Here is a 17,223-nt window from a genome sequence, read left to right on the forward strand (position 1 = left end):
GGCCCTGATCAGAAGGTGACCAGCTTGCTCATGTCTTCACGGCACTGGCGCACGCCGGGGCGCAGGGCCAGGCTCGGCTGGATGGCCGAAACCAGTCCGAAGCCGATATGGAGGCGAGTACCGATTTTCAGGTCCGATAATTTCATGATGGTTCTTTCCGGAGGGACAGCAAGGTTCTCTGATGACGCCCGGCGCACGCCTGCACGGAATGCGCCAGATCTTGTTTGATGCAAGACATTTCACACTTCCAAGAAAGCGTGACATACTGCCAAAAATCATTAAAACAAACGGCAATATTTCTGGATAACGATGCAACGAATTTTCATTGCAACGACTCTGAACAGATATCCGGAAAATATATCCGTACATTTACAAAAAATTTTCATAGGACATAGGACAATGTCGAAAATACAAAACTCATCCCCTCTTCCGGCGGTCACGGCCTCTTCGGAACCCGCCGAGCTTTCCGATCTGCCGTTGCTGCGTCCCGGTGCGGTGGCGCGCCAGCTGGGCATGTCGGTCGAGACGCTGCGCGCCTGGGAACATCGATACGGCATCAGCTCATCGCAGCACAGCGGCGGCGGCCAGCGCCTGTATTCACAGGAAGACCTGCAACGCCTGGTCTGGATCAAGACCCTGGTGGATGCCGGGCATCGCATCGGCAAGCTGGCCGCGCTGTCCCCGCAGGACTTGCAGGCCCTGGCGCAGGGCCTGCCTGGCGAAGTCGCCGCCCCCCTCGAGCGCCAGGCCAGCCTGCCGATGCGCCTGGCGCTGGTCGGTCCCTGGATTGCCACCAAGGCGGTGGGACAGGCGCTGGCGCAACGGCAACTGAGCGTCACTGCCGCAGTCGAGACCCTCGACGAACTGGACCTCAAACATTTCGACGGCGACCTGCTGCTGCTGGAGAGCACAGTCCTGGATAGCGATCTCGATCTGCGCCTGGAGAGCCTGCGCCGTTCCTTCATCCAGGTACCGGTGCTGATCCTCTATCGCTTCGGTGCGCCTGACATGGTGGCGCGCCTGACCGAGGCCGGGCATCGGGTGGTGCGCAAGACGGTAGAGGGGATCGATGTGGAATGGCTGTGCGAGATGATCCGGCGCATGGAGCCGACCGCCGCCCAACTCCCCGGCGACGACGACCTGCTGCCGGCGCCGCGCTTCAGCGAGAGCACCCTGGCCTCGGTGTCGGAGCAGTCCGATCGCATGCAGTGCGAATGTCCGCGCCACCTGGCCGAACTGTTGACGGCACTGGTCGGTTTCGAGCGCTACAGCCGCCAGTGCGAGGATGACTCCGTCGCAGAAGCCGACCTGCACCGTGAACTGCGCATCGCCGCCGGACGCGCCCGCCTGCCGCTGGAAGATGCACTGCAGAAGCTGGCGCGCTTCAAGGGGATTTCCCTGGCCCAGGCACGCACTCCGGAGACCATTCCGGAGCAATGGAGCACGCGATGACGGCCCGCATTGCGGCCGTGATTCATTACGCCTGGCCCAAAAAAAACAGCGCGCCCTCTGGACGCGCTGACTGCTGCATGGCCTGACCAGCCAGGCCGTCCGCCACCTCAGAACTGTTCCCAGTCCCCTTCTGTGGCGGCCGGCTTGAGGGCAGGCTGTGCCGCCGGCAAGGCCTTGGCCGGGGCACTTGCCTTGGGTACCGGCTTGCGCGGCAGCGCCGCTGCCCGTGCGGTGACGTCCACCGTACGCGCGGCACTGACGGCGGCCGGGCGCCGTACGTCATGACCACCCAGCTTGAAGACCCCGACCGTCTCCACCAGGCGGCCCGACTGCTCCTGCAGCGATTGCGCGGCGGCAGCGGCCTGCTCCACCAGCGCGGCATTCTGCTGGGTTACCTCATCCATCTGCACGATGGCCTGATTGATCTGTTCGATGCCGTCGCTCTGCTCGCCGCTGGCAGCAGTGATCTCGGCCACCACATCGGTGACGCGCTTGACGCTGGCCACCACTTCATCCATGGTGCTGCCCGCCTGCTCGACCAGGCGACTGCCGTTTTCCACACGCTCCACCGAGGCGTCGATGAGGGTCTTGATTTCCTTGGCCGCCGCTGCGCTGCGTTGGGCCAGGGTCCGCACCTCCGAGGCCACCACCGCAAAGCCGCGCCCCTGCTCGCCGGCCCGCGCCGCTTCCACGGCGGCATTCAAGGCCAGGATATTGGTCTGGAAAGCGATGCCGTCGATGACGCTGATGATGTCGACGATCTTCCTCGACGCATCGTTGATCTGTCCCATGGTCTGTACCACTTCGCCGACCACGCTGCCGCCCTGCATCGCCACCTGGGAGGCGGTCTCGGCCAGGCTGTTGGCCTGGCGAGCATTGTCGGCGTTCTGCTTGACGGTGGAGGTCAGTTCCTCCATGGCCGAGGCCGTTTCTTCCAGCGCGCCGGCCTGCTGCTCGGTGCGCGAGGACAGGTCCAGGTTGCCGGTGGCAATCTCGCTGGAGGCAGTGTTGATGGTGTCGCTGCCCTGGCGTACTTCGGTGACGATGCGGTGCAGGTTGTCGTTCATGGCCTTGAGGGCCGCCAGCAGGGTGCCAGTCTCGTCCTTGGAAGTGACCTCGATGCGCACCGTCAGGTCGCCCGCCGCCACCGCCGTGGCCACGCCTACCGCCTCATTGAGCGGACGGGTGATGGAACGGGTAATGAGCAAGGCACACAGCACCGACAGCAGAATGGCTGCGACAGACAGCACGATCACGGTGTTGACCGCGTTGGAGGAAGCATCATCCCCTTTGGCCACGCTCTGATCCATGAGCGCCACCTGGAAGGCGACCAGTTCCTTGAGGACATCAAAGTATTTGTCCTGTGCAGGTATCGCTTCGCGGAAGAGAACTTCTCCCGCTTCGACCTTCTTCTGCTGGCGCAGCAACTCCACCACCTTGTCGCGCGACTTGGCATATTCACCACGCACCTCCTTGACCTTGGCGAACAATTGCTTGCCCTGAGGGGTAGCAAGGCGCTTTTCCAGATCGGCCATCTGTGCGTTGATCTCGCGCGTATTGCTCAGCGAGCGCTCCACATAGTTGTTCGTAGCGGCCTGATCGGGGGCGATGATCGCATTGCGCAACGCCCGTGCGGCTGAATTGACCCTGTCGTTGATCTGGTTGACCAGCACCACCTTGGCGTAGCGGTCATTGACGATTTCATCGGTGATGGCACTCACCGTCCACAGATTCTTGACCGCCACCACGCCGATCACGCACATCACGGCAATGAGTGCGGCGAAACAGACGCCCAACCGGACACTGATCTTGATATCCGACATTTTCATACGATCCCCTTTTCATTTTTGAACCTGAGCAAGCCCAGGCAACCCCTCTGCCCAACCGACCGCTGTCAGCTGTTTGAAAGCAATATAAACGATTTATTTAACGTATTCGGCAAAAAGATCTTTTACTTCATACGTTTCGTCGCATTTCAGCGCCACAGTTGCCGAGTCATTCACGCGCTCGTGAAGAACAGTGAGCATTGCCTGCCGGAAAACAACATTCCGGGCGGAAACAAGTGCGATTTCAGAACAATTGAACAGATTCCTTCAGGCAAGGCGCGACTTAATCCACATCAAGCTTCACGTGTTTAAGGGCCGAAAAACTATTGCAATAAAATAAACCAAAAACAATTTACATTAAAATACAAATGTTGAATTTGATTAATTTGATTCAAGATAGCCTTGACTCAGCAGAAGTCAGCCCGGAGTCCTGCCATGCCCCTCAGACGTCTCAACAACAAGGTCAGGATCATCTCGCTGGTGCTGGCCATCCTTGGCACGGCGCTGTTCGGCTATGCCCTGCTCAATGGCAGCCTGAGCAGCCGGGAAGCGGCGTTCAAAAGCGGCGAGACTGCCACCCTCAATATCGCCACCGGGCTGTCGATCCAGGTCAACCTGAGCTTTCGCGCTGCCGACCTGCTGATCCAGGAGATCATGGCGCTGGAGCACCAGCCCCAGCTGCCCGCCGTCGAGCTGAAGCGCCTGATCCAGGACCTGCTGGCGCGCCAGAGCCGGCTGTTTCCGGAGATGGACAGTGTGCTGGTCATTGATGAACAGGGACACACACTGCAACGCTGGCCGGCCCTGCAAGCCGTGGAGGTGGTGCCGGGCATGGAGCCGCTATCGACTCCCTCAACCCTGCGCAAGGACCTCCAAGACAAGCCCACGGACCTGCAGATCGGTACGCCCGTCATCAGCAGCGTGACCGGACGCTGGATCATTCCGCTGACCCGCCTGCGCCAACGCGACGGCCATCCTGCCGGCCTGGTCCGGGTGGGGGTCAGCCTGGATCATTTCATCGGTCTCTTCAATGAGGTTGATATCGGCAGGCAGGGTTCGCTGGTGCTGGCCACCACGACAGGCACCATGCTGCTGCGCCGTCCCTACGGCCCCCAGTTTCTCGGCAAGAGCATGGCCGATCTGCCGCTCTACCGCGACAATGCGCAGCAGCGGCGCTCCGGCTGGGCCATGATCCGGTCGGCCCAGGATGACGTGGTGCGGCTGAACTACTTCACACATGTGCCGGACTATCCGCTGTTCGTCACGGCTGCGCTGTCCCATGACGACATGCTGGCCGACTGGCGCGAGGCGCAACGCGCCCACCTGCTGGTGGTGATCTCGGCGGTGCTGCTGGTGAGTCTGCTGACGGTCTATCTGCTGCGGGTGGTGCGCATGCGTGACCTGGCCGAGGAAGAAATCGAAAAGAAGAATCTTTCCCTGAAGCTGCTCACCGAAAACCTGCGGGCCCAGGCCATGCTCGATGGCATGACCGGCATCCCCAACCGCCGCTACCTGGACGAACAGCTGCAGCAGGTCATGCACAATGCCAGTCGCAGCAAGAGCGCGCTGTCGCTGGTGATGTTCGACGTGGATTACTTCAAGAAGTACAACGACCTGTACGGTCACATCCAGGGCGACTACTGCCTGCAGGACATCGCCCGCACCCTGCGCGCCGTGCTGCGTCGCCACGGCGACCTGGCAGCGCGCTACGGGGGCGAGGAATTCGCCCTGCTGCTGCCCGACACGGACCTGGCTGCCGCACACCGGATCGCACAGAAGGTCCTCGATGCGGTGCGCGCCCTGAAGATCCCGCACCAAGGCAATGCCGGCGGCGTGGTCACCATCAGCGCCGGCGTCATGAGCTGCGTAGCGCGTGCGGACATGCAGATCGGGGATATCTTCAAGGCCGCGGACCGGGCCTTGTACCGCGCCAAGGAAAACGGCCGTGACCGGGTCGAGGACTGCCAGTTGCCGCGACCGGTGGTACTGGGCAAGCAACAGGACGCATCGGCCACCCGCGATGGCACGACCTGATCTGCTGCCGCGTGTTCAGCGCAGGCGCGCCGGACTCAAGGCTGCCGCCTCCACACCGAAGCGGGCGATATGCGCTGGCACGGGTTCGCCCCTGACCAGGGCGGCATAGGCTTCGCCGGCGGCCGGTGAGGACTGGATGCCGTAACCACCCTGCCCCGCCGCCCAGAAGAAGGCGGGCAGTTGCGCATCGTAGCCGCCGACGAAACTGCCATCGGCGACGAAGGATCGCAGGCCGGCCCAGACATGGGCCGGACGGCGGATTTCCAGCGTCGTGCCGTTCTGGATATGGTCGATGGCGATGGCGATGTCCAGCTCCTCGGCCTGCACGTCGTGCGCTGCGACCGCATCGGCGTTGGCCGGCGAACCCAGCAACAGGCCGGCATCCGGCTTGATGTAGAAGGATTCATCAACCGGCATGAACATGGGCCAGTGCGCACTGTCTGGCGGTGCGGCAAAGGTGAAGGCCGAGCGTCGCTTGGGTACCAGCCCGATGGGCGCCGCCCCGGCCAGAGCGCCGATCTCGTCGGCCCAGGCACCGGCAGCATTGACAATGACGCCGGCGTTGAACTCTCCCTGACTGGTGTGCACGTGCCAGTGGCCCTCAGCCGGCACATGCTGCAGCGACAACACCTCGGCATTGCACAGCACGCGCGCACCCGCGGCCCGCGCACCGCGCAGGAAACCCTGGTGCAGGGCATGCACGTCGATGTCGCTGGCGTCTTCCTCATAGACCGATCCGATCAGGTCGGTCTCACGCAAGACCGGCACCATGGCACGGGTCTGGTCCGCATCGAGGCGCTGAACCTTGTCGGAGACCGAACGTACCAGCGCCTCATGGGCATCGAGCTGTTCCCGCAAGGCAGCAGTAGCGTAGAACAAGGCGCCGCGCGGCGTGAGCAGCGCGTGTTCGGCAAAGCCTTCGGGCGGATGATCGAAGAAGGCGCGGCTGGCACAGGTCAGTGCCCGCACCTGGGGCGGGCCGTAGCTTTCCATGTAGAGCGCGGCTGAACGGCCGGTACTGTGATAGCCCGGCTGCGATTCGCGCTCCACCAGCAATACGCTGCCGTGACGCGCCAGCCAGTAGGCAATGGAAGCACCGGCAATGCCGGCGCCGATGATGAGATAGTCGACGCGGCCGTGCTCATTCATGGACATGCTCCTGAGGCAGCTTCAAAGCGCGGCAATGACGGCCACTTCCACATCCAGTCCCGGCGCCATCAGCAGGGCCTGCACGCAGGCGCGCGTGGGCGCGTGACCGGCCGGCACCCAGGCGTCCCACACCGCATTGAAGGCGGCGAAGTGCTCCGGGCTGGAGAGCCAGACATTGGCGCTGACGATACGCTCGCGCGCAATGCCCTGCGCCTGCAACTGTGCATCGACCTTGGCCAGCACTTCGCTGGCCTGCTGCGCGATGGGCGCACCCGCGTGGTCGGGTACCTGTCCGGCGACGAAGGCGAAATTGTTGGCCAGCACCAGCTGGCTCATGCGGGCATTGGTGTTGAAGCGTTGTATCGTGCTCATGGAATCTCGAAGAAATGGAATGATATAAATTCTAAAAATTATATAAATGTTTTATACCGCAGACTGTGCCGCCACCGCCGTCGCCCCGCCATCCAGGACAGGCGGATGGGTGACGATGGAGTTCAACGGTGCGTGGACGGTCTTGAGCTTGTGCAGATCGGGACGTGGCCGACGCAATGTCTCCTCGCCCGCAAACGCCGCCTCCAGTGCTCCCGCCCAGGCCAGCAGGCGGGCATCGTCGCGGAAGGCACCGGTCACCTGCAGGCCGAAGGGCATGCCGCGATGATCGCGTCCGCACGGCAGCGAGATCGAGGGATTGGTCGCCAGCGTGACCACATAGGTCAGGGCCAGCCAGCGATAGTAATTCTCCAGCGCCACGCCGTTGACCTCCTTGAGGTACAGCTCGCTCCAGGGGAAGGGCGAGACCGGCGTGGTCGGCGAGAGGATCAGGTCATAGCGCGCATAAAGCTGCTGGAAGCGGCGGAACAGGCGGGTCTGCTCACTCTGCGCCCAGGCACAGTCGGACAGGCTCATGGCCGCCCCCATTTCGTAATTGGCGCGGGTATTGGGGCCCAACGAGGCAGGGTCGCGCCGATAGGCGGCCTCGAACCCCGCCACGAAGGCTTCGGCACGGATCACGTCGAAGGCGCGATGGGCCTCGCCCATGTCGACCTCGACCGGTTCGCAGACCTGCACGAAACGCCCGATGGCGGCCATCTTCTGGCGGAAGACCTGGCGGATGCCATCGTCCACTGCGCACACGCCGAAGTCCTCGGTATAGCCGATGCGCAAGCGTGAAAGGTCCACTGGCGGCAGCGCTGCGAAGGCCCCTTCATCGACCGCATAGCTCAAGGGATCGCTGGCATGCAGCCCCAGCGTGGCGCGCAATTGCAGCACGGTGTCGGCCACATCGCGGCCCATGGGACCGACCACCGAGATCGGTGTCCAGCCCAGCAGCTTGCGCTCGCTCGGCACCAGCCCCGGCGACGGGCGAAAACCGACCACGCCGCACTTGGCCGCCGGAATGCGCAGCGAGCCGCCGGTATCCGAACCTGAGCACAGGGGCAGCAGATCCGCCGCCAGCGCTGCGGCCGAACCACCGGAAGAACCGCCGGCATTGAGCAACGGATTGAAGGGATTGCCGGTGGCGCCCCACACCGTATTGCGGCTGTTGGCGCCCGCCCCCATCTCCGGCACGTTGGTCTTGCCGGCCACGATGGCACCGGCGGCACGCAGGCGGGCTACCAGCGCGTTGTCGCGCGCGGGAACATTGCTGCGATAGATGGGCGAACCGTAGGTGGTGAGCAGACCTTCTGTCTCTTCCAGATCCTTGATGCCGATGGGCAGCCCGTGCAGCAGACCCAGCGGGCGAGCGTCCATCACGGCCTGCTCGGCCGCGCGCGCCTCCTGGCGGGCGCGCTCGAAGCAGGTGGCGGTCACGGCATTGATATGGGGATTGAGGTCTTCGATGCGGGCGATGCAGGCGTCCAGCAATTCGACCGGAGAGACTTGCTTGCTGCCGATCAGCTGGCGCAGTTCGACGGCACTTTTTTCGACGAGGATGTCAGACATGAATTTCCTTGAAGTGGGATCAGGCCGGCTGTATCTGCTCGGTGCTCTTGCTGGTGCGGATGAACAGGCTGACCAGCACCGAGAACAAGGCCGCGCCGATCAGGAAGCTGAAAGCGTAGTCGTAGTTGGCAAAGGCGCTGACCAGGAAGCCGATCACCAGCGGCGAAATGAAGCCCGCCAGTTGTCCGCCCAGGTTGACCATGCCCACGCCGCTACCGACCAGTTGGGCCTGCAGCAGCTTGGTCGGCAGCGCGATGCAGGTTGCCAGTACGAAGGACTTGAAGAAATACGCCAGGCATTGCCAGGCAATGACACCTTCCACGCTGCGGGCAGTGTACATGCAGTAGACGAAGATGGCCGTGAGCAGGGAGGAGCCGATCAGCAGCAGCTTTTCGCGACCATCGAAGAAGCGCACCATGACCCAGCCGCCAATGGCGGTGGACAGCCCGGCCATGACATAGGGCAGCGGCAGCAACAAACCCACCGCCTTCAGGTTCAGCCCGCGTACGGTCATCAGATAGGTCGGCATCCAGCTGTCGAGTCCCTTGTTGATGATGGACAGGCCAAACCACACACCCACGATCTTCCACATCAACGGCATCTTGAGCAGGGCCGCAAAAGCCTCCTTGTTGATGGCCTTGGGACCATCCTTGCCGGGCAGCACCGGCCGCACGCAGAACCAGTACACCAGCGCGAACACCAGCCCGACGATGCCGATGGTATGGAACACCGGACGCCAGCCGAAATGCAGGATCAGCGGGGCAATCAGCAGCGGTGCCAGCATGCTGCCGATGTAGTTGGACGACATCAGCAGCGAAGACATCTTGGGCCGTTCGGCCCGGCTGAAATGTTCGGCCACGCCCTTGACGCTGGCCGCCGGAAACGCGCCCTCGCCCAGGCCGAAGATGAAGCGGATCACCACCAGGCTGGTAATCGACCAGGCCATGCCGGTGATACCGGTGAAAACCGACCACAACAGGATGGAAACGACGATCACGGGCCGCGAACCGTAACGATCGGCCAGCCAGCCGCCGGGCAGTTGCAGCAACGAATAACCGAGGAAGAAACTGGAGAGCAGGATGCCCAGCTCCGAGGGCTTGAGCTGGAATTCACCGGCGATCTGGGTCGCCGCGAAAGTGATGGCGGCGCGGTCGATATAGGACACGCACCAACCCAGATAAAGCAACACCAGCACCAGGTATCGGTAACGTCCCTCGCCCTGCGCCTTCGTCATTGCAGCCCTTGCAGCATCCATGAAGCCTCCCTCGCAACGCGATGGCGGGCAAGCTTGCCGCCGATCGGTGAGCCAATCCTAAGCCCGCACATGGTTTGCCACAAGTACAAGTTTTCGAATTAGTGATTGCCGAATCGGCAAACCGTTCCTACAATCGCTGCATGTCCCATATCCCTACCCGCATCTTGCAGGAGACCGCCGTACGCTACTTCCTTGAAGTCGTGCGGCGCGGCTCCATTACCGAAGCGGCCCATACCCTCAACGTAGCCTCCTCGGCCATCAGCCGCCAGATTGCCCGCCTCGAAGCCGAGCTCGACACCCCGCTGTTCGAGCGCGTCTCGCGCGGCATGCGGCCCAATGCCGCAGGAGAATTGCTGGCCGCGCATGCGCTGCGCCAGCAACTGGAAGCCGAGCGCATCGGCAATGAACTGGCCGCCCTGAAAGGCTTGCGGCGCGGGGAAGTGAAACTGGCCACCACCGAAGGCTTCGCGCTGGAATTCGTCCCGGTGGCCATCGAGCAGTTCTGCGCTCAGCACAAGGGCATCCGTTTCCAGCTGTCGGTGGGCAACGCAGTCCATGTGGCGCAGCAGATCCGCGAAGGAGCAGTGGACCTGGGCCTGACCTTCACGATGGCACCGGATCCGGACATCAAGGTGGAGTTCGCCCAGCGCGCCCCCATCATGGCAGTGATGCGACCGGACCATGCCCTGGCCCATCGCAGGCAGGTCAGCCTGTCGGAGCTGGCGCCCTACCCGCTGGCCATGCCGCAGAAGAACATCACCATGCGACGCCTGATCGACGCCTGCTGCAGCCGCCGTAACGTCCTGCTGGAGCCGACGCTGGCGGCCGACTCCATCAGCGCCCTGCTGTGCTTCGTGATGGCCGGCCAGGGCATCGGTTTCTCGGCCGCGCTGCCGATCCGCAGGCTGGTACGTGAAGGGCAGCTGGCGGCCCTGCCCATCCGCGACAAGGACATGAATACCCTGCAGCTGGAAATCCAGTCCCTGGCCGGACGCACCCTGCCCGATGCCGCCCGCGCCTTCCTCAACACCCTGATTGCGCGCGCCAGCGCACGGCATTAGGCGTCTTCCTCCAGCAGCGCGCCGGCACCTTGCAGGACCAGCAGCGGCGCCAGGTGAAAGGAATGTTCCAGGCGCGCCTGCGGATCTTCCATGTGCTCGGCGATGACGCCCATGCAGGCCGCCACCAGGCAACGTGCCACGTCGATGGGGGTCAGCCCGCGCCGCAACTGGCCACGCTCATAGGCGATATTGAGGACGGCGGTGAGATGCTGCAAGGCGCGCAGGCTCAGTGACTCGATGCGCTCGCCCAGTTCCTCGGGCAGCTCGGGCGTGCCGCGATAGCGCAGCACCACCTCCATGCGCCGACGCTGGCGCACATTGCGCAGGAAATCGAGCAGCTTGAACCACAGTACTTCGCGCAACAACATCAGCGGCTGCTCGCTCTGGCGATAGACCGCCAGTTCGGGACCGATGTCGAACGGCCAGACCAGGTCATCGAAGACCGCCTTGACCAGCGCCACCTTGTCCGGAAAGTGCCAGTACACGGCCCCGCGCGTAAAGGCGGCGCTGGCGGCCACGTGCTCCAGCGTGGTGGCGCGCACCCCGCGCCGGGCAAAGGCAGCCAGTGCCGCGTCGAGCAGAATGGCGCGGGTCTTGGCGGCGCGCGGGCTCATGGCGCGGCGGTGGCCGGATCGCTCGCCACGGGGGTGCCGGTGCGCTCCACCCAGCCGCCGCCCAGCGCCTTGTAGAAAGTCACCAGGTTGGTCCAGCGCGACAGACGCGTACCGATCAGGGTCTTCTGTGCCGAATACAACGTGCGCTGCGAATCGAGCACGTCCAGATAGCTATCCACACCACTGTTCAAGCGTGCCTGCGAGAGGTGATACGAGGCGTCGCTGGCCTCCACCAGATCCTCCTGGGCCTTGAGCTGGCGGCCCAGGGTATTGCGCTGGGCCAGCGCGTCCGAGACTTCCTGGAAGGCGGTCTGGATGGCTTTCTCGTACTGGGCCACGCTGATGTCGCGGCTGATGGTGGCGATATCCAGATTGGCCTGATTGGCGCCGCCATCGAAGATCGGCAAGGAAATCTGCGGCACGAAACTCCACGAACCCGACCCACCCTTGAACAAGCCGGCCAGCCGCGCGCTGGCCGTTCCCGCATCGGCGGTCAGGCTGATGCTGGGATAGAAGGCCGCACGCGCCGCGCCGATATTGGCGTTGGCCGCGCGCAGGGAGCGCTCGGCCTCGACGATGTCGGCGCGGCGCTGCAGCAGTTCCGAGGGCAGCCCGGGCGGAATGCTCGCCAGCGGACTGGCGGCGGCCAGGGCGGTATCCGGCAGGCCGTGCGGCAACAATCGGTCCGGCAGGTCCTTGCCCACCAGCAGCACCAGGGCATTGCGGTCCTGATCGACCTGGGCGGTGTAGCTCTCCACATCCACGCGGGCACTTTCCACGCTGGTCTGCGCCTGGCGCAAGGTCAGTGCCGAGGCCGAACCCAGTTCGAAGCTGCGCTGCGTGAGCGCATAACTGCTGCTCTGGCTGGCCAGCGTGTCCCTGGCCAGGCGCAGGCGATCCTGGTCGGAGGCCAGGGTCAGCCAGGCCGTGGCCACTTCGGCGATCAGGCTGATCTGGGTACTGCGCCTGGCTTCGGCGGTGGAGAGGAAGGATTGCAGCGCCTGTTCCTTGAGGCTGCGCACGCGTCCGAACAGGTCCAGTTCATAGGCGCTCAAACCCAGCGTGGCGGTATAGCTGCGTGAGGTCAGCGCACGGCCGGTGGCCGACAGGTCGGCCGGCGTGCGGCTGGCCGATTCGCTGGTGGCGGCGTTGATGGTCGGGAACAGTGCGGCACGCTCCACGCCATACTGGGCGCGCGCCTTTTCGATGTTGAGCACGGCCACGCGCAGGTCACGATTGTTGGCCAGACTCAGACTTATCACTTCCTGCAATGTCGGATCGGTGAAAACATCACGCCAGCCGATATCAGAAACGGCCGTCGCCGGCGTGGTGCTGGCGGGCGCTGCACTGTGGTCGCCCGCAAAGCGGCTGGCGACGGGCGCGGCGGGACGCTGGTAGTCCGGCATCAGGGTGCAGCCGCCCAGCAGCGTGGCCAGCAGCAGCGGCGTCATCAGGAGACGGGGGCGTTGCGCGGCGCGGGTGGTCGGAAAGGATTTCATGTCAGTGCTCCGGAGAAATCGCGGGTTGGCCTTGCGGCGCGGAAGACGGCTTGCGGGCGAACAGTTTCATGATGATCACGAAGAACAGCGGCACGAAGAAGATCGCCAGCACCGTGCCCGAGAGCATGCCGCCGATCACCGCCGTCCCCAGCGCATGCTGGGCACCGGCGCCGGCACCACTGCCCAGTACCAGCGGCAGCACGCCGAGGATGAAGGCCAGCGAGGTCATGAGGATAGGACGCAGACGCATGCGCACCGCTTCCATGGTGGCTTCCACCAGGCTCTTGCCGTGCTCGTAGAGATCCTTGGCGAACTCCACGATCAGGATGGCGTTCTTGCAGGCCAGGCCGATGGTGGTCAGGAGACCTACCTGGAAATAGACGTCATTCATCTTCCAGGTCAGGATCGCACCCAGCAATGCGCCGAACACGCCCAGCGGCACCACCATGATCACCGAGAACGGCACCGCCCAGCTCTCGTAGAGCGCCGCCAGCGCCAGGAACACGATCAGGATCGAGATCGAGTAGAGGATGCCGGTCTTGCCGCTGGAAGTCTTTTCCTGCAAGGACAGTCCGGTCCATTCATAGCCGATGCCGGGCGGCATCTTGGCCAGGGCCGCTTCCACGATGGCCATGGCCTGACCGCTGGAGGCCGCGCCCGGCAGGGCCATGCCGAGGATCTCCATGGACGGCACGCCGTTGTAGCGTTCCAGGCGCGGCGAGCCGGAGGCCCAGCTGGCCGTGGAGAAGGCACTGAACGGAACCATGGTGCCGGCGCTGTTGCGCACATACCAGCGGTCCAGGTCCGAGGGCAGCATGCGGTATTGCGCATCGGCCTGCAGCATCACCTTCTTCACGCGGCCCTTGTCGATGAAGTCATTGACGTAGCTGCTGCCCCAGGCGGTGGCGATGGTGTCATTGATGTCGGACATGGATACCCCCAACGCACCGGCCTTGTCGGTGTCGACATGGAGGCGGAATTCCGGCGTATCTTCCAGCCCGTTGGGGCGCACCGCCACCAGACGCTTGTCCTGCGACAGGATGCCGAGCAACTGGTTGCGGGCCTGCATCAGGGCAGCATGGCCGAGGTTGGCTTCATCCTTCAACATCAGGTCGAAACCGGTGGCATTGCCCAGCTCGGACACCGCCGGCGGGGCGAAGGCAAACACGCGGGCATCGCGGATGCGGGCGAAGGCGGCACCGGCCTTGGCTGCCACGTCGGTCACAGAGAGCCCCGGGCCCTTGCGCTCATCCCAGGGCTTGAGCTTGATGAAGGCAAAGCCCATATTCTGCCCGCTACCGGCGAAGCTGAATCCGGAGACGGCAAAGATGCCCGATACCGCATCCTTCTGGTCTACCAGGAAATGATGCTCGACCTGCCGGATCACTTCGTCGGTACGCGCCTTGGTCGCGCCGGAGGGCAACTGCAGGATCGCAAACAGCGTGCCCTGGTCTTCATCCGGGAGGAAGCCCACCGGCAACTTCATGAAGCCGGTCACCACCAGTGCCAGCAGCACCGCATAGGCCGCCATGTAGCGCCAGCCACGACCCAGCATGTGGCGCACGATGCCCTGATAGCGCAGGTTGCCGCGATCGAACTGTCGGTTGAACCAGCCGAAGAAACCGGTGCTCGCCAGCGCATGCCCCTTGGCCGCAGGCTTGAGCAGCGTGGCGCACAGGGCCGGCGTCAACACCAGCGCCACCAGTACCGACAGCGTCATGGCCGAGACGATGGTGATGGAGAACTGGCGATAGATCACCCCGGTGGAACCGCTGAAGAAGGCCATCGGCACGAACACCGCCGCCAGCACCAGCGCCACCCCGACCAGGGCACCACTGATCTGGCCCATGGACTTGCGGGTGGCCTCCCTGGGCGGCAAGCCCTCCTCGGACATCACGCGCTCGACGTTTTCCACCACCACGATGGCATCGTCCACCAGCAGACCGATGGCCAGCACCATGGCAAACATGGTCAGGGTATTGATGGTGAAGCCGAACACGGCCAGCACGCCGAAGGTTCCCAGCAACACCACCGGCACGGCGATGGTCGGGATCAGCGTGGCGCGGAAATTCTGCAGGAACAGGTACATCACCAGGAACACCAGCACCACCGCCTCGATCAGGGTGCGCACCACTTCCTCGATGGAGATGCGCACGAAGGGCGTGGTGTCATACGGCTTCTGCACCTTCATCCCGGCGGGGAAGAATTTCTCCAGCTGGGCCACGCGCGCATCGATGGCCTTGACGGTATCGAGCGCATTGGCGCCGGTGGCCAGTTTGATGGCCAGGCCGGCGGCGGGCTTGCCGTTGTAGCGACCCACCGAGGTGTAGCTTTCGCTGCCCAGTTCGATGCGGGCCACGTCGGCCAGCTTGACCTGGGCCCCGCCGGTGAGCGTGCGCAGCACGATGTTGCGGAACTGCTCGGCCGTGCGCAGGCGGGTCTGGGCCGTGATGGTGGCGTTGATCTGCTGGTTCTCGGCGGCCGGCAAGCCGCCCAGCTGACCGGAAGACACCTGTACGTTCTGCGCCTGGATGGCGTTCTTCACGTCCAGCGGCGTCAGGCTGTAGCTGTTGAGCTTGTCGGGATCGAGCCAGATGCGCATGGCATATTGCGAACCGAAGAGCGTGGTATCGCCCACCCCTTCGACCCGACTGATCGGATCCTGGATGTTGGCCGCGACGTAGTCCGACAGGTCCGAGCCGCTCATGCTGCCATCTTCCGAGGTAAAGGCCAGCACGTTGAGGAAGTTGGTGGCCGACTTGGTCACCGTGATGCCCTGCTGCTGGACTTCCGAGGGCAGCAGGGGCGTGGCCAGCGAGAGCTTGTTCTGCACCTGCACCTGGGCCGTATCCGGATTGGTACCGTTCTCGAAGGTCAGCGTAATGGTCACCGTGCCGGACGATTCACTGGTGGAGGCCATGTAGCTGAGACGATCCAGCCCCTTCATCTTCTGCTCGATGATCTGGGTCACGGTATCTTCCAGCGTCTTGGCCGACGCCCCCGGATAGTTGGCAGTGATGGCGATGGCCGGTGGCGCGATGGCCGGGTACTGCGCAATCGGCAGGGTCAGCACCGAAATGGCGCCGGCCAGCATGACGATGATGGCGAGGACCCAGGCGAAGATGGGGCGGTCAATGAAGAAGCGAGCCATGATCTGTTCCCGCCTTTCAGTTGGTGTGGGTGCCGGTGCCGCTGGCCGTGGCCACCGTGGCCTTGGGCGACCACGGCACCACGTTCACCTTGGCCCCCGGGGTGGCGCGCTGCAGGCCATCGACCACCAGCTGGTCGCCTTCCTTGAGACCGCTGCTGACCAGCCACTGGCTGCCGATGGCGCGATCAGTCACCAGGGCGCGCTGTTCCACCACGCCCGCTGCATTGACCACGAAGGCCACCGGCTTGCCGGCACCATCGCGACTGACTGCCTGCTGCGGCACCAGCAGGCCCTGCTGGCGCACCCCCTCCTCCAGTACGGCGCGCACATACATGCCCGGCAGCAGATCGGTCTTCGGATTGGGGAACACCGCGCGCAGGGTGATGGCCCCCGTGTCCTGGTTGACCGTCACGTCCGAGAACTGCAACGTCCCCTCCTGCGCATAGGTGCGGCCATTCTCCAGCACCAGCCTGACCTTGGCGCCATTGCCCGACTTCTGCAGCTGGCCATTGGCCAGCGCTTCCTTCAGGTTGAGCCAGGTGGTACTGGACTGGGTGACGTCGACGTAGATCGGATCGAGTTGCTGGATGGTGGTCAGCGCCGTGGTCTGGTTGGCAGTCACCAGCGCACCCGGGGTCACGCTGGACTTGCCGATGCGCCCGGAGATGGGCGCGTCGACTCTGGCGTAATCGAGGTTGATGCGGCTGGTCTGCACGTTGGCGCGGGCCGAACCCACATCGGCCTCGGCTTCGCCGAGCGAAGCGACGGCGTCATCGTAATCTTGCTGGCTGACCGCCCTGATGGCCACCAGCTCCTTGTAGCGGCTGGCCTTCAGGCGCGCCGTCTTCACGCTCGCCTCGGCCTTGGCCAGCGCCGCCACGCTGCTGTCATAGGCGGCCTGATAGCTGGCCGGATTGATCTGGTACAGCACCTGGCCCGCCTTGACGTCACTGCCCTCACGGAAGCTGCGGGTCTTGATGATGCCGTTGACCTGCGGCCGTACGTCGGCGATCTGGTAGGGCGAGGTTCGCCCCGGCAGTTCCGTGTGCAGTTCCACCGGTTGCGCATGCACCGTCATCACCCCCAGCACGGGCGTGCCCGCTGCCGGTGGCGGCCCGCCCGGCGGCTTGCCGCAGGCACTGAGAACACTGAGGATGGCCAGTGCAGCGACGGGCCGTAGTAGGGGTGGGGTGCGCATGAAGGACTCTCCGGAAAAGAAGGAAGATTTTTATAACGAT

Annotated in this window: 13 protein-coding genes; 3 read left to right on the forward strand and 10 right to left on the reverse strand. The window is 64.0% G+C overall.

Features of this window, described 5'->3' with window-relative positions; all coding sequences use genetic code 11:
- Window positions 1-8: 8 nt before the first annotated feature.
- On the reverse strand, window positions 9-146 hold the full coding sequence (locus tag HWE01_RS03055; RefSeq protein ID WP_241821061.1) for a hypothetical protein: 138 nt from the start codon (window positions 144-146) through the stop codon (window positions 9-11).
- Between the two features lie 253 nt (window positions 147-399).
- Between HWE01_RS03055 and HWE01_RS03060 the strand changes: the two genes are divergently transcribed.
- Entirely contained in the window at window positions 400-1,452 is a 1,053-nt protein-coding gene (locus HWE01_RS03060; RefSeq protein WP_241821062.1) for a MerR family transcriptional regulator, read from the forward strand.
- A 107-nt stretch (window positions 1,453-1,559) separates the two neighbouring features.
- Here the strand turns inward: HWE01_RS03060 and HWE01_RS03065 are convergent, their stop codons facing one another.
- On the reverse strand, window positions 1,560-3,281 hold the full coding sequence (locus HWE01_RS03065) for a methyl-accepting chemotaxis protein (RefSeq protein WP_241821063.1): 1,722 nt from the start codon (window positions 3,279-3,281) through the stop codon (window positions 1,560-1,562).
- 432 nt (window positions 3,282-3,713) lie between these two features.
- Between HWE01_RS03065 and HWE01_RS03070 the strand changes: the two genes are divergently transcribed.
- Window positions 3,714-5,312 carry a sensor domain-containing diguanylate cyclase gene (locus HWE01_RS03070; protein WP_241821064.1) on the forward strand — a complete coding sequence of 533 codons (1,599 nt, stop codon included), beginning with the start codon at window positions 3,714-3,716 and terminating at the stop codon, window positions 5,310-5,312.
- A 15-nt stretch (window positions 5,313-5,327) separates the two neighbouring features.
- On the opposite strand, the gene HWE01_RS03075 is transcribed toward HWE01_RS03070, so the two are convergent.
- From HWE01_RS03075 to HWE01_RS03090, 4 genes are read right to left on the reverse strand one after another with little or no spacing between them, the layout of a single operon-like run.
- Window positions 5,328-6,461, reverse strand: a complete 1,134-nt coding sequence (locus HWE01_RS03075; protein WP_241821065.1) for an NAD(P)/FAD-dependent oxidoreductase — start codon at window positions 6,459-6,461, stop codon at window positions 5,328-5,330.
- A 21-nt stretch (window positions 6,462-6,482) separates the two neighbouring features.
- Window positions 6,483-6,833 carry a RidA family protein gene (locus tag HWE01_RS03080; RefSeq protein ID WP_008326782.1) on the reverse strand — a complete coding sequence of 117 codons (351 nt, stop codon included), beginning with the start codon at window positions 6,831-6,833 and terminating at the stop codon, window positions 6,483-6,485.
- Window positions 6,834-6,884: 51 nt separating this feature from the next.
- Window positions 6,885-8,405, reverse strand: coding sequence for an amidase (locus HWE01_RS03085; protein WP_241821066.1), 1,521 nt, complete (start codon window positions 8,403-8,405; stop codon window positions 6,885-6,887).
- A 19-nt stretch (window positions 8,406-8,424) separates the two neighbouring features.
- Window positions 8,425-9,639: an MFS transporter gene (locus HWE01_RS03090; RefSeq protein WP_502798417.1), complete on the reverse strand. Its 1,215-nt coding sequence runs from the start codon at window positions 9,637-9,639 to the stop codon at window positions 8,425-8,427.
- 161 nt (window positions 9,640-9,800) lie between these two features.
- Between HWE01_RS03090 and HWE01_RS03095 the strand changes: the two genes are divergently transcribed.
- Window positions 9,801-10,721 carry a LysR family transcriptional regulator gene (locus HWE01_RS03095; protein WP_034350002.1) on the forward strand — a complete coding sequence of 307 codons (921 nt, stop codon included), beginning with the start codon at window positions 9,801-9,803 and terminating at the stop codon, window positions 10,719-10,721.
- Here HWE01_RS03095 and HWE01_RS03100 read toward each other — a convergent pair.
- The 4 genes from HWE01_RS03100 to HWE01_RS03115 are packed head-to-tail and all read right to left on the reverse strand — an operon-like array spanning window position 10,718 to window position 17,183.
- Window positions 10,718-11,335: a TetR family transcriptional regulator gene (locus HWE01_RS03100; protein ID WP_241821068.1), complete on the reverse strand. Its 618-nt coding sequence runs from the start codon at window positions 11,333-11,335 to the stop codon at window positions 10,718-10,720. The genes HWE01_RS03095 and HWE01_RS03100 overlap by 4 nt on opposite strands.
- Window positions 11,332-12,834, reverse strand: a complete 1,503-nt coding sequence (gene adeC, locus HWE01_RS03105) for an AdeC/AdeK/OprM family multidrug efflux complex outer membrane factor (RefSeq protein WP_283817506.1) — start codon at window positions 12,832-12,834, stop codon at window positions 11,332-11,334. The genes HWE01_RS03100 and adeC overlap by 4 nt, the downstream gene beginning before the upstream one ends.
- 1 nt (window position 12,835) lies before the next feature.
- Window positions 12,836-15,985 (reverse strand): efflux RND transporter permease subunit, encoded by a 3,150-nt coding sequence (locus tag HWE01_RS03110; protein WP_241821069.1) that lies wholly within the window; start codon window positions 15,983-15,985, stop codon window positions 12,836-12,838.
- A 16-nt stretch (window positions 15,986-16,001) separates the two neighbouring features.
- The gene (locus HWE01_RS03115; RefSeq protein WP_008326772.1) at window positions 16,002-17,183 is read right to left on the reverse strand and encodes an efflux RND transporter periplasmic adaptor subunit; all 1,182 of its coding nucleotides are present in this window, start codon (window positions 17,181-17,183) and stop codon (window positions 16,002-16,004) included.
- Window positions 17,184-17,223: the final 40 nt, after the last annotated feature.

The sequence above is a fragment of the Herbaspirillum sp. C7C8 genome (assembly GCF_022627875.1).
Classification (GTDB): domain Bacteria; phylum Pseudomonadota; class Gammaproteobacteria; order Burkholderiales; family Burkholderiaceae_D; genus Herbaspirillum.